General features: G+C 45.0%; 22 protein-coding genes. All 22 read left to right on the plus strand.

Annotation, left to right across the window (positions count from 1 at the left end):
• Nucleotides 1-296: EF-Tu C-terminal domain-related protein (locus KDJ85_RS18915; protein WP_476742341.1), on the plus strand; the 296-nt coding region annotated here is incomplete at its 5' end.
• A gap of 292 nt (nucleotides 297-588) precedes the next feature.
• On the plus strand, nucleotides 589-789 hold the full coding sequence (bfd, locus tag KDJ85_RS18920) for a bacterioferritin-associated ferredoxin (RefSeq protein ID WP_206086910.1): 201 nt from the start codon (nucleotides 589-591) through the stop codon (nucleotides 787-789).
• Nucleotides 790-915: 126 nt separating this feature from the next.
• Entirely contained in the window at nucleotides 916-1,389 is a 474-nt protein-coding gene (bfr, locus tag KDJ85_RS18925; protein ID WP_206086911.1) for a bacterioferritin, read from the plus strand.
• A gap of 340 nt (nucleotides 1,390-1,729) precedes the next feature.
• Nucleotides 1,730-2,041: a 30S ribosomal protein S10 gene (gene rpsJ / locus KDJ85_RS18930; RefSeq protein ID WP_001181005.1), complete on the plus strand. Its 312-nt coding sequence runs from the start codon at nucleotides 1,730-1,732 to the stop codon at nucleotides 2,039-2,041.
• A gap of 32 nt (nucleotides 2,042-2,073) precedes the next feature.
• A complete protein-coding gene (gene rplC, locus KDJ85_RS18935) occupies nucleotides 2,074-2,703 on the plus strand; it encodes a 50S ribosomal protein L3 (protein WP_206086912.1) in 630 nt (209 codons plus the stop codon).
• Between the two features lie 16 nt (nucleotides 2,704-2,719).
• A complete protein-coding gene (gene rplD / locus KDJ85_RS18940) occupies nucleotides 2,720-3,325 on the plus strand; it encodes a 50S ribosomal protein L4 (protein ID WP_036955909.1) in 606 nt (201 codons plus the stop codon).
• Entirely contained in the window at nucleotides 3,322-3,624 is a 303-nt protein-coding gene (rplW, locus tag KDJ85_RS18945) for a 50S ribosomal protein L23 (RefSeq protein ID WP_206086914.1), read from the plus strand. The genes rplD and rplW overlap by 4 nt, the downstream gene beginning before the upstream one ends.
• A 19-nt stretch (nucleotides 3,625-3,643) precedes the next feature.
• A complete protein-coding gene (gene rplB / locus KDJ85_RS18950; RefSeq protein ID WP_206086915.1) occupies nucleotides 3,644-4,468 on the plus strand; it encodes a 50S ribosomal protein L2 in 825 nt (274 codons plus the stop codon).
• A gap of 14 nt (nucleotides 4,469-4,482) precedes the next feature.
• Nucleotides 4,483-4,761 carry a 30S ribosomal protein S19 gene (gene rpsS, locus KDJ85_RS18955; RefSeq protein ID WP_004265426.1) on the plus strand — a complete coding sequence of 93 codons (279 nt, stop codon included), beginning with the start codon at nucleotides 4,483-4,485 and terminating at the stop codon, nucleotides 4,759-4,761.
• A 15-nt stretch (nucleotides 4,762-4,776) separates the two neighbouring features.
• Nucleotides 4,777-5,109 carry a 50S ribosomal protein L22 gene (gene rplV / locus KDJ85_RS18960; protein WP_206086916.1) on the plus strand — a complete coding sequence of 111 codons (333 nt, stop codon included), beginning with the start codon at nucleotides 4,777-4,779 and terminating at the stop codon, nucleotides 5,107-5,109.
• A 17-nt stretch (nucleotides 5,110-5,126) separates the two neighbouring features.
• Entirely contained in the window at nucleotides 5,127-5,828 is a 702-nt protein-coding gene (gene rpsC / locus KDJ85_RS18965; protein WP_004907131.1) for a 30S ribosomal protein S3, read from the plus strand.
• 12 nt (nucleotides 5,829-5,840) lie between these two features.
• Nucleotides 5,841-6,251, plus strand: a complete 411-nt coding sequence (gene rplP / locus KDJ85_RS18970) for a 50S ribosomal protein L16 (RefSeq protein ID WP_004265436.1) — start codon at nucleotides 5,841-5,843, stop codon at nucleotides 6,249-6,251.
• On the plus strand, nucleotides 6,251-6,442 hold the full coding sequence (gene rpmC / locus KDJ85_RS18975) for a 50S ribosomal protein L29 (protein WP_206086917.1): 192 nt from the start codon (nucleotides 6,251-6,253) through the stop codon (nucleotides 6,440-6,442). The genes rplP and rpmC overlap by 1 nt, the downstream gene beginning before the upstream one ends.
• Nucleotides 6,442-6,696 (plus strand): 30S ribosomal protein S17, encoded by a 255-nt coding sequence (gene rpsQ / locus KDJ85_RS18980; RefSeq protein WP_042847566.1) that lies wholly within the window; start codon nucleotides 6,442-6,444, stop codon nucleotides 6,694-6,696. Before rpmC ends, rpsQ begins: the two co-directional genes overlap by 1 nt.
• Before the next feature lie 176 nt (nucleotides 6,697-6,872).
• On the plus strand, nucleotides 6,873-7,244 hold the full coding sequence (rplN, locus tag KDJ85_RS18985; protein ID WP_004265449.1) for a 50S ribosomal protein L14: 372 nt from the start codon (nucleotides 6,873-6,875) through the stop codon (nucleotides 7,242-7,244).
• A gap of 10 nt (nucleotides 7,245-7,254) precedes the next feature.
• Nucleotides 7,255-7,569 (plus strand): 50S ribosomal protein L24, encoded by a 315-nt coding sequence (gene rplX / locus KDJ85_RS18990; protein ID WP_047756683.1) that lies wholly within the window; start codon nucleotides 7,255-7,257, stop codon nucleotides 7,567-7,569.
• Between the two features lie 15 nt (nucleotides 7,570-7,584).
• Nucleotides 7,585-8,124, plus strand: a complete 540-nt coding sequence (rplE, locus tag KDJ85_RS18995; RefSeq protein ID WP_206086918.1) for a 50S ribosomal protein L5 — start codon at nucleotides 7,585-7,587, stop codon at nucleotides 8,122-8,124.
• Between the two features lie 12 nt (nucleotides 8,125-8,136).
• Complete coding sequence (gene rpsN, locus KDJ85_RS19000) at nucleotides 8,137-8,442, plus strand: 30S ribosomal protein S14 (RefSeq protein WP_004265458.1); 306 nt, start codon at nucleotides 8,137-8,139, stop codon at nucleotides 8,440-8,442.
• Between the two features lie 29 nt (nucleotides 8,443-8,471).
• Complete coding sequence (gene rpsH, locus KDJ85_RS19005; protein WP_004907134.1) at nucleotides 8,472-8,864, plus strand: 30S ribosomal protein S8; 393 nt, start codon at nucleotides 8,472-8,474, stop codon at nucleotides 8,862-8,864.
• A 14-nt stretch (nucleotides 8,865-8,878) separates the two neighbouring features.
• Nucleotides 8,879-9,412 (plus strand): 50S ribosomal protein L6, encoded by a 534-nt coding sequence (gene rplF / locus KDJ85_RS19010; protein ID WP_206086919.1) that lies wholly within the window; start codon nucleotides 8,879-8,881, stop codon nucleotides 9,410-9,412.
• A gap of 9 nt (nucleotides 9,413-9,421) precedes the next feature.
• Entirely contained in the window at nucleotides 9,422-9,775 is a 354-nt protein-coding gene (gene rplR, locus KDJ85_RS19015) for a 50S ribosomal protein L18 (RefSeq protein WP_006657021.1), read from the plus strand.
• Between the two features lie 14 nt (nucleotides 9,776-9,789).
• Nucleotides 9,790-10,290, plus strand: a complete 501-nt coding sequence (gene rpsE / locus KDJ85_RS19020; RefSeq protein WP_006657022.1) for a 30S ribosomal protein S5 — start codon at nucleotides 9,790-9,792, stop codon at nucleotides 10,288-10,290.
• The last annotated feature ends 5 nt before the right edge of the window (nucleotides 10,291-10,295 follow it).

The following is a 10,295-nucleotide window of genomic DNA, read 5'->3' on the forward strand; positions in this document are numbered from 1 at the left end:
GTTCAATCAAGCCACACACTAAATTTGAATCAGAAGTTTATATTCTGAGCAAAGATGAAGGTGGTCGTCACACTCCATTCTTCAAAGGTTACCGTCCACAGTTCTACTTCCGTACAACTGACGTAACAGGTACTATCGAACTGCCAGAAGGCGTAGAGATGGTAATGCCAGGTGATAACATCAACATGATCGTTACCCTGATCCACCCAATCGCGATGGACGACGGTTTACGTTTCGCAATTCGTGAAGGTGGCCGTACTGTAGGTGCGGGTGTTGTTGCAAAAATTATTGCATAATACATAGCATCACAAAATTTTAGGAAAGGGCACCTTAATTGGTGCCTTTTTTATATCTGCTGGTATTCCTTTTCCAATGTTTTAACTTCTCCATAGAAATTATTTCTCTTAGCAAAATTAATTATTAGAGATTAATTCGTTATGCTTATTGCAGAATTGCAACTTATGAGTCGAAATGAGAACTATTTTTAAATTAGATGTAGATGCCTGTGTAAATAACCTGTAATGGTAATTGAAATGCGAATCATTTTTATTTAAGATGTGCGTATATAATTTACACAGGCTAAAAAATATGTACGTTTGTCTCTGTGAAGCCATTACAGATAAGCAAATCAGAAATGCGGTAAGGAAATACCAAGTCAGCTCATTAAAAGGGTTGCGACAAGTATTGCCTGTCGGTCGTGAATGTGGAAAGTGTATTCGGCAAACTAGAGAGATTTTACAACAAGAGCTTATCCAGCTAGAAGAGATTTGTGCTATTGAAGTTGCGTAATCGCTTACCCTTCAAATTACCTTCCAATTAGTTTTATTGCCTTTTACATAAATGCTTGTGTAAAAATTACTCTGCTAATCAATTTCAGTACTACACTTAAAAGACTGGAAGCGATGGAGGGTACAAATGAAAGGCGATAAAAAAATGATAGCCCACCTTAATAAATTGTTGGGCAATGAGCTAGTCGCAATTAACCAATATTTTTTACATGCACGTATGTTTAAAAATTGGGGACTGACACGTCTCAATGAGATGGAATATCATGAATCAATCGATGAAATGAAACATGCCGATAAATACATAGAGCGTATTCTTTTCCTTGAAGGTATTCCTAATTTACAAGACTTAGGTAAGTTAAACATCGGTGAAGATGTGGAAGAAATGCTTAAGTCAGATTTACAGCTTGAACTTGATGGTGCAAAAAACTTAAAAGAGGCAATTAAGTACGCAGATTCTATCCATGATTACGTCAGCCGAGATCTGATGATTGAAATCTTAGCGGATGAAGAAAATCATATTGATTGGATAGAAACACAGTTAGATTTAATTGTTCGCTTAGGTATTCAAAATTATCTACAAGCTCAAGTGATTGAAGAGTAGTGACTTTAGATTTCAACCTTCTGTGATATTTTTGATAAACGCTTAACTTCTGAATCCATCAGAGTTGGGCGTTTTTTTGTTATGACCACAAGAAAATTCGCACATATTTTCCCCGATTGCTTGCGTTTCGCAATAATTTACGTATAATGCGCGGGCTTACTGATGAGTAAGCCCTAATTTATTAGGACTGAAATATCAGTATTGAGCCAACGATTTGTTGCTCATTTAGACAATACTCCCGATATGGGGGTTACACTAAGACGATTACACTCCCCCATCAATCGAAATGGGTGTGAGGAGTAATCATTTACGTTTATAAAATAGTTGGAGCTCTGGTCTCATGCAGAACCAAAGAATCCGTATCCGCCTTAAAGCTTTTGATCATCGTTTAATCGATCAATCAACTGCGGAAATCGTAGAGACTGCTAAGCGCACTGGTGCGCAGGTACGTGGTCCTATCCCGCTGCCGACACGTAAAGAGCGTTTTACCGTTCTGATTTCTCCGCACGTTAATAAAGATGCGCGTGATCAGTACGAAATTCGCACTCACAAACGTCTGGTTGACATCGTTGAGCCAACCGAGAAGACCGTTGATGCTCTGATGCGTCTGGACCTGGCTGCCGGCGTTGACGTGCAGATCAGCCTGGGTTAATCAGGTCGTCGAACGATTGAGAGGTTGAAACAATGATTGGTTTAGTCGGTAAGAAAGTGGGAATGACACGTATCTTCACTGAAGATGGTGTTTCTATCCCTGTAACTGTTATCGAAATTGAAAATAACCGCGTTACTCAGGTTAAAACTGCAGAAACTGACGGTTACAATGCAATTCAGGTTACTACTGGTAGCAAAAAAGCTAACCGTGTAACTAAACCTGAAGCAGGTCATTTCGCTAAAGCTGGCGTTGAAGCTGGCCGTATTCTGCGCGAATTCCGTACTGAAGAAGGTGCTGAATTTACTGCAGGTCAAAGCATTAGCGTTGAAATTTTCGCTGACGTTAAAAAAGTCGACGTTACTGGTACATCTAAAGGTAAAGGTTTTGCTGGCACAGTTAAACGCTGGAATTTCCGTACTCAAGATGCTACTCACGGTAACTCCTTGTCACACCGTGTTCCGGGTTCTATCGGTCAGAACCAGACTCCGGGCAAAGTGTTCAAAGGCAAGAAAATGGCAGGCCAACTGGGTAATGAACGTGTAACTGTTCAAAGCTTAGATGTAGTACGTGTTGACGCTGAGCGCAACCTGCTGCTGGTCAAAGGTGCTGTTCCAGGAGCAACTGGTAGCAACCTGATCGTAAAACCGGCTGTCAAGGCTTAACGTCGAGGAGATAGGAATGGAATTGGTAATGAAAGACGCGCAAAGCGCGCTGACTGTTTCCGAAACTACCTTCGGGCGTGATTTCAATGAAGCGCTTGTTCACCAAGTAGTTGTTGCGTATGCAGCTGGTGCTCGTCAAGGTACTCGTGCTCAGAAAACTCGTGCTGAAGTTTCTGGTTCAGGTAAAAAACCATGGCGTCAAAAAGGCACAGGCCGTGCACGTTCTGGTTCAATCAAGAGCCCAATCTGGCGCTCTGGTGGTGTTAGCTTCGCAGCTAAACCACAGGACCACAGTCAAAAAGTTAATAAAAAGATGTACCGTGGTGCTTTAAAAAGCATCCTCTCTGAGTTGGTACGTCAAGATCGTCTGATCGTTGTCGAACAGTTCTCTGTTGAAGCACCTAAAACTAAGTTGCTGGCACAGAAATTGAAAGATATGGCTCTGCAAGATGTTCTGATCATCACTGCTGAATTAGATGAAAATCTGTTCTTAGCAGCACGTAACCTGTACAAGGTTGACGTTCGTGATGCAGCAGGTATCGACCCAGTTAGCCTGATTGCTTTCGACAAAGTGGTTATGACTGCTGATGCTGTGAAGCAAGTTGAGGAGATGCTGGCATGATCCGTGAAGAACGTCTGCTGAAAGTACTGCGCGCGCCGCATGTATCTGAAAAAGCTTCTACAGCGATGGAAAAAAGCAATACCATCGTTCTCAAAGTTGCAAAAGATGCAACTAAAGCAGAAATCAAAGCTGCTGTACAGAAACTGTTTGAAGTTGAAGTTGAAGGTGTTAACACTTTGCTGGTTAAAGGCAAAACTAAACGCCACGGTCAGCGTACTGGTCGTCGTAGCGACTGGAAAAAAGCTTACGTTACGCTGAAAGAAGGCCAGAATCTGGACTTCATTAGCGGCGCAGAGTAAGTCGGAGGAGTAAAGAACAATGGCAGTTGTTAAATGTAAACCTACGTCTCCGGGCCGTCGCCACGTAGTTAAAGTGGTTAACCCTGAGCTGCATAAGGGTAAACCTTATGCTCCGCTGTTAGAAAAAAACAGCAAATCCGGTGGTCGTAACAACAATGGCCGTATCACTACCCGTCACATCGGTGGTGGCCATAAGCAGCATTATCGTTTAGTTGACTTTAAACGCAACAAAGATGGTATCCCTGCTGTTGTTGAGCGTTTGGAATATGATCCAAACCGTTCTGCGAACATCGCACTGGTTCTATATAAAGACGGTGAACGTCGTTATATTCTTGCACCAAAAGGCCTGAAAGCTGGTGACCAGATTCAATCTGGTGTTGATTCAGCAATCAAAGCTGGTAATGCAATGCCAATGCGCAACATCCCTGTTGGTTCTACAGTTCACAACATTGAACTGAAACCAGGTAAAGGTGGTCAGTTAGCGCGTTCAGCAGGTACTTACGCTCAAATCGTTGCTCGTGATGGTGCTTATGTAACATTACGTCTGCGTTCTGGTGAAATGCGTAAAGTATTAGCAGATTGCCGTGCAACCTTAGGTGAAGTTGGTAACGCTGAACATATGTTACGTGTTCTCGGTAAAGCTGGTGCTAGCCGCTGGCGTGGTATTCGTCCTACCGTTCGCGGTACTGCGATGAACCCAGTAGACCATCCACATGGTGGTGGTGAAGGCCGTAACTTTGGTAAACACCCAGTAACACCATGGGGCGTTCAGACCAAAGGTAAGAAAACTCGTAGCAACAAGCGTACTGATCAATTCATCGTACGTCATCGTTCTAAAAAATAATTAGAGGATAAGCCATGCCACGTTCTCTCAAGAAAGGTCCTTTCATTGACCTGCACTTGCTGAAGAAGGTAGAGAAAGCGGTGGAAAGCGGAGACAAGAAGCCTCTCAAGACTTGGTCCCGTCGTTCAACGATCTTTCCTAATATGATCGGATTGACCATCGCTGTCCATAATGGTCGTCAGCATGTTCCAGTTTTCGTAACCGACGAAATGGTTGGTCACAAACTGGGTGAATTCGCACCGACTCGCACTTATCGCGGCCATGCGGCAGATAAGAAAGCTAAGAAACGTTAAGGATAGGAGGAAGAGATGGAAACTTTAGCTATACATCGCCACGCTCGTTCTTCTGCCCAGAAGGTTCGCTTAGTCGCCGACCTGATTCGCGGTAAGAAAGTGTCGCAAGCTCTGGAAATTCTGACCTATACCAACAAGAAAGCTGCTGGTTTAGTGAAGAAAGTACTTGAATCTGCAATTGCTAACGCAGAGCAAAACGATGGCGCTGACATTGATGACCTGAAAGTTGCGAAAATTTTCGTAGACGATGGTCCAACTATGAAACGCATCATGCCGCGTGCGAAAGGCCGTGCAGATCGTATTCTTAAGCGCACCAGCCACATTACTGTGGTTGTGTCCGATCGCTGAGACTCTGGAGACTAGCAATGGGTCAGAAAGTACATCCTAATGGTATTCGCCTGGGTATTGTCAAACCTTGGAACTCTACTTGGTATGCGAATACTAATGAATTCGCTGACAACCTAGACAGCGATTTTAAAGTACGTCAGTACTTGAATAAAGAACTGGCAAAAGCGTCAATCTCTCGTATCGTTATCGAACGTCCTGCGAAAAGCATCCGTGTGACTATTCACACTGCTCGCCCAGGTATCGTTATCGGTAAGAAAGGTGAAGACGTTGAAAAACTGCGTAAAACAGTAGCGGATATCGCTGGTGTTCCTGCGCAAATCAATATCGCCGAAGTTCGTAAACCAGAACTAGACGCAAAATTAGTTGCTGACAGCATCTCTTCACAGCTGGAACGTCGTGTTATGTTCCGTCGTGCTATGAAGCGTGCAGTACAGAACGCAATGCGTCTGGGCGCTAAAGGTATTAAAGTTGAAGTCAGTGGCCGTTTAGGCGGTGCTGAAATCGCTCGTACCGAGTGGTATCGTGAAGGCCGTGTGCCACTGCACACATTACGTGCTGATATCGATTACAACACTTCAGAAGCGCACACCACATATGGTGTTCTCGGCGTTAAGGTATGGATCTTCAAAGGTGAGATTCTGGGTGGTATGGCTGCTGTTGAACAAGCTGAGAAACCGGCTGCTCAACCTAAAAAGCAGCAGCGTAAAGGCCGCAAGTAAGGAGAGTCGCTGATGTTACAACCAAAGCGTACAAAATTCCGTAAGGTGCACAAGGGCCGCAACCGTGGTCTAGCGCAAGGTACGGATGTTAGCTTCGGCACTTTCGGTCTTAAAGCTGTTGGCCGTGGTCGTCTGACTGCACGTCAGATCGAAGCGGCACGTCGTGCTATGACCCGTGCTATTAAGCGTCAAGGTAAAATCTGGATCCGTGTGTTCCCAGACAAACCAATCACTGAGAAACCACTCGAAGTTCGTATGGGTAAAGGTAAAGGTAACGTAGAATATTGGGTTGCCTTAATCCAGCCTGGAAAAGTCCTGTACGAAATGGACGGTGTGCCTGAAGAGCTGGCTCGTGAGGCATTCTCTCTGGCAGCAGCGAAACTGCCTATCAAAACCACCTTTGTAACTAAGACGGTGATGTAATGAAAGCACAAGAGCTGCGCGTAAAAAGCGTTGAAGAGCTGAATGCTGAACTGCTGAATCTGCTGCGTGAACAATTTAATTTACGTATGCAAGCTGCAAGCGGTCAGCTGCAACAGTCTCATCTGTTGAAACAAGTGCGTCGCGATATCGCACGTGTGAAGACTTTACTGACTGAGAAGGCAGGTGCGTAATGAGCGATAAAATCCGTACTCTGCAAGGTCGTGTAGTTAGCGATAAAATGGAGAAATCTATTGTTGTTGCTATCGAGCGTATGGTGAAACACCCTCTGTATGGTAAATTCATCCGTCGTACGACTAAATTGCACGTACATGACGAGAACAATGAGTGTGGAATTGGTGACGTGGTAGAAATCCGCGAAACTCGTCCACTGTCTAAGACTAAGTCTTGGGCCTTAGTTCGCGTTGTAGAAAAAGCTGTTCTGTAATAGAATAGATTTTTCGTGATGAATAAACGGCTCTTTTTGACTGAGCCGTTTATTTTTTTCTGTCCATCGCGTTGATGTGGTGTTATAATGCCGCGCCCTCGTAGTATGGGTATATTTGAACGGCCTCTTCATAATGAGGTGGCTCAGTAGTAGTTGACATTTAGCGGAGCACTAAAATGATCCAAGAACAGACTATGCTGAACGTGGCCGACAACTCCGGTGCACGTCGCGTAATGTGTATCAAGGTTCTAGGTGGCTCGCACCGTCGCTATGCACATGTAGGCGACATCATTAAAATTACTGTTAAAGAAGCAATTCCACGCGGTAAAGTTAAAAAGGGTGATGTCCTGAAAGCGGTAGTGGTGCGCACCAAGAAGGGTGTACGTCGCCCTGACGGTTCTGTCATTCGCTTCGATGGTAATGCTTGTGTGTTATTAAACAATAACAGCGAGCAAGTAATCGGTACGCGTATTTTTGGGCCGGTAACTCGTGAACTTCGTAATGAGAAGTTTATGAAAATTATCTCTCTGGCACCTGAAGTACTCTAAGGAGCGAACTATGGCAGCGAAAATCCGTCGTGATGACGAAGTTATCGTGCTAACTGGTAAAGATAAAGGTAAGCGCGGTAAAGTAAAACAGGTTCTTTCTTCTGGTAAAGTTATCGTTGAAGGTATCAATCTGGTTAAAAAACATCAGAAGCCAGTTCCGGCTCTGAATCAACCAGGTGGCATCGTTGAAAAAGAAACGGCTATTCAAGTTTCTAACGTTGCAATCTTTAACGCGGCAACTGGTAAGGCAGACCGTGTAGGCTTTAGATTCGAAGACGGCAAAAAAGTCCGTTTCTTCAAATCTAACAGTGAAACTATCAAGTAATTTTTGGAGTATACGATGGCGAAACTGCATGATTACTATAAAGACGAAGTTGTTAATAAACTCATGACTGAGTTTAGTTACTCTTCTGTCATGCAAGTCCCTCGGGTCGAGAAGATCACCCTGAATATGGGTGTTGGTGAAGCGATTGCTGATAAAAAACTGCTGGATAACGCAGCAGCTGATTTAACAGCTATCTCTGGTCAAAAACCATTGATCACCAAAGCACGCAAATCTGTTGCAGGCTTCAAAATCCGTCAGGGCTATCCAATCGGCTGTAAAGTAACCCTGCGTGGCGAACGCATGTGGGAGTTCCTTGAGCGTCTGATTTCTATTGCTGTACCACGTATTCGTGACTTCCGTGGCTTGTCCGCTAAGTCTTTCGATGGTCGCGGTAACTACAGCATGGGTGTTCGTGAACAAATCATCTTCCCTGAAATCGATTACGATAAAGTGGATCGCGTACGTGGTTTAGATATTACTATCACCACTACTGCGAAATCAGATGACGAAGGTCGCGCACTGTTAGCAGCGTTCAACTTCCCGTTCCGCAAGTAAGGCAGGGTACTCATGGCTAAGAAATCTATGAAAGCGCGTGATGTTAAACGTGCTAAATTAGCTGAGAAGTTCTTCGCAAAACGCGTTGAATTGAAAGCTATCATCTCTGATGTTAAAGCATCTGATGAAGATCGCTGGGACGCTGTTCTCAAGCTGCAAACACTGCCACGTGATTCAAGTCCTTCTCGTCAGCGTAACCGCTGCCGTCAAACAGGGCGTCCGCACGGTTTCCTGCGGAAGTTTGGTCTGAGCCGTATTAAAGTCCGTGAAGCCGCAATGCGCGGTGAAATCCCGGGCCTTAAAAAGGCAAGTTGGTAATTCCATTTGAATCACGGGAGTAAAGACAGATGAGCATGCAAGATCCCATCGCGGATATGCTGACCCGTATCCGTAACGGTCAGGCCGCGAACAAAGTTGCGGTCACCATGCCTTCCTCCAAGCTGAAAGTGGCGATTGCCAAAGTGCTGAAGGAAGAAGGTTATATTGAAGATTTTAAAATTGAAGGCGACATCAAGCCAGAACTGGAACTGACTTTACGTTATTTCCAAGGTAAGGCTGTTGTAGAAAGCATTCAGCGTGTAAGCCGCCCAAGTCTGCGCATCTATAAGAAAAAAGATGAGCTGCCACAAGTTATGGCTGGCCTAGGTATCGCTGTTGTTTCTACCTCTAAAGGTGTCATGACTGATCGTGCAGCTCGCCAAGCTGGTCTTGGTGGCGAGATTCTCTGCTACGTAGCTTAATTCGGGAGGAAAGAATGTCTCGTGTGGCAAAAGCACCCGTCGTCATTCCTGCCGGCGTAGAGGTAAAACTCAACGGTCAGGTTATTTCGATTAAGGGTAAAAACGGCGAGCTTACTCGTACTATCCATAATGCAGTTGAAGTTAAACATGAAGATGGCCATTTAACTTTCGGACCACGTGATGGTTTTGAAGATGCATGGGCACAAGCGGGTACTACTCGTTCACTGTGCAATGCAATGGTTGTTGGTGTTACCGATGGCTTCACTAAAAAGCTTCAACTGGTTGGTGTTGGTTACCGTGCAGCAATCAAAGGCAATGCTGTTAGCTTGTCTTTAGGTTTCTCGCATCCGGTTGAACACGCACTGCCAGCAGGCATTACTGCTGAATGCCCAACACAAACTGAAATCGTACTGAAAGGTGCGGATAAGCAAGTGATTGGTCAAGTTGCAGCAGAACTGCGTGCTTACCGTCGTCCTGAGCCTTACAAAGGTAAAGGTGTTCGTTACGCCGATGAAATCGTGCGTACCAAAGAGGCTAAGAAGAAGTAAGGTAACACTATGGATAAGAAAGCAGCTCGTATCCGTCGTGCGACCCGCGCACGCCGTAAGATCCAAGAATTGGGTGCGACTCGCCTGGTGGTACATCGTACTCCACGCCATATTTATGCGCAGGTTATCGCACCAAACGGTTCTGAAACATTGGTTGCAGCTTCTACTACAGAAAAAGCTATCAATGAACAAGTTAAGTTTACTGGAAACAAAGACGCAGCAGCAGCAGTTGGTAAATTAGTTGCTGAACGCGCACTGGAAAAAGGCATCACTGTTGTTGCTTTTGACCGTTCTGGTTTCCAATATCATGGTAGAGTCCAGGCACTGGCAGATGCTGCCCGTGAAGCTGGCCTTCAGTTCTAAGGTAGAGGTGTAAGATGTCTCACATCGAAAAACAAGCTGGCGAACTGCAGGAAAAGCTGATCGCGGTAAACCGCGTAGCAAAAACCGTTAAAGGTGGCCGTATTTTCAGCTTTACCGCACTGACTGTAGTTGGTGATGGTAACGGTCGCGTTGGTTTTGGCTACGGCAAAGCGCGCGAAGTTCCGGCAGCAATCCAGAAAGCGATGGAAAAAGCCCGTCGCAGTATGAAAACCGTTGCTCTTAACAACGGCACATTATTCCACCCAGTGAAAGGTACACACACCGGTTCTCGCGTGTTTATGCAGCCTGCTCACGAAGGTACTGGTATTATTGCCGGTGGTGCAATGCGTGCAGTGTTAGAAGTAGCTGGAGTTCGCAACGTACTGGCTAAAACCTACGGTTCCACAAACCCAATCAACGTGGTTCGTGCAACACTGGATGCTTTAGACAGCATGAAGTCTCCAGAAATGGTCGCAGCTAAGCGTGGAAAATCCGTCGAAGAAATTCTGGGGTAATCAGC

Source organism: Providencia vermicola (genome assembly GCF_020381325.1).
GTDB lineage: Bacteria > Pseudomonadota > Gammaproteobacteria > Enterobacterales > Enterobacteriaceae > Providencia > Providencia vermicola.

What these genes read in the sequence shown, in the direction of transcription:
- bfd (WP_206086910.1), top strand. Translation starts at nt 589, where the DNA reads ATGTACGTTTGTCTCTGTGAAGCCATTACAGATAAGCAAATCAGAAAT.
- bfr (WP_206086911.1), top strand. Translation starts at nt 916, where the DNA reads ATGAAAGGCGATAAAAAAATGATAGCCCACCTTAATAAATTGTTGGGC.
- rpsJ (WP_001181005.1), top strand. Translation starts at nt 1,730, where the DNA reads ATGCAGAACCAAAGAATCCGTATCCGCCTTAAAGCTTTTGATCATCGT.
- rplC (WP_206086912.1), top strand. Translation starts at nt 2,074, where the DNA reads ATGATTGGTTTAGTCGGTAAGAAAGTGGGAATGACACGTATCTTCACT.
- rplD (WP_036955909.1), top strand. Translation starts at nt 2,720, where the DNA reads ATGGAATTGGTAATGAAAGACGCGCAAAGCGCGCTGACTGTTTCCGAA.
- rplW (WP_206086914.1), top strand. Translation starts at nt 3,322, where the DNA reads ATGATCCGTGAAGAACGTCTGCTGAAAGTACTGCGCGCGCCGCATGTA.
- rplB (WP_206086915.1), top strand. Translation starts at nt 3,644, where the DNA reads ATGGCAGTTGTTAAATGTAAACCTACGTCTCCGGGCCGTCGCCACGTA.
- rpsS (WP_004265426.1), top strand. Translation starts at nt 4,483, where the DNA reads ATGCCACGTTCTCTCAAGAAAGGTCCTTTCATTGACCTGCACTTGCTG.
- rplV (WP_206086916.1), top strand. Translation starts at nt 4,777, where the DNA reads ATGGAAACTTTAGCTATACATCGCCACGCTCGTTCTTCTGCCCAGAAG.
- rpsC (WP_004907131.1), top strand. Translation starts at nt 5,127, where the DNA reads ATGGGTCAGAAAGTACATCCTAATGGTATTCGCCTGGGTATTGTCAAA.
- rplP (WP_004265436.1), top strand. Translation starts at nt 5,841, where the DNA reads ATGTTACAACCAAAGCGTACAAAATTCCGTAAGGTGCACAAGGGCCGC.
- rpmC (WP_206086917.1), top strand. Translation starts at nt 6,251, where the DNA reads ATGAAAGCACAAGAGCTGCGCGTAAAAAGCGTTGAAGAGCTGAATGCT.
- rpsQ (WP_042847566.1), top strand. Translation starts at nt 6,442, where the DNA reads ATGAGCGATAAAATCCGTACTCTGCAAGGTCGTGTAGTTAGCGATAAA.
- rplN (WP_004265449.1), top strand. Translation starts at nt 6,873, where the DNA reads ATGATCCAAGAACAGACTATGCTGAACGTGGCCGACAACTCCGGTGCA.
- rplX (WP_047756683.1), top strand. Translation starts at nt 7,255, where the DNA reads ATGGCAGCGAAAATCCGTCGTGATGACGAAGTTATCGTGCTAACTGGT.
- rplE (WP_206086918.1), top strand. Translation starts at nt 7,585, where the DNA reads ATGGCGAAACTGCATGATTACTATAAAGACGAAGTTGTTAATAAACTC.
- rpsN (WP_004265458.1), top strand. Translation starts at nt 8,137, where the DNA reads ATGGCTAAGAAATCTATGAAAGCGCGTGATGTTAAACGTGCTAAATTA.
- rpsH (WP_004907134.1), top strand. Translation starts at nt 8,472, where the DNA reads ATGAGCATGCAAGATCCCATCGCGGATATGCTGACCCGTATCCGTAAC.
- rplF (WP_206086919.1), top strand. Translation starts at nt 8,879, where the DNA reads ATGTCTCGTGTGGCAAAAGCACCCGTCGTCATTCCTGCCGGCGTAGAG.
- rplR (WP_006657021.1), top strand. Translation starts at nt 9,422, where the DNA reads ATGGATAAGAAAGCAGCTCGTATCCGTCGTGCGACCCGCGCACGCCGT.
- rpsE (WP_006657022.1), top strand. Translation starts at nt 9,790, where the DNA reads ATGTCTCACATCGAAAAACAAGCTGGCGAACTGCAGGAAAAGCTGATC.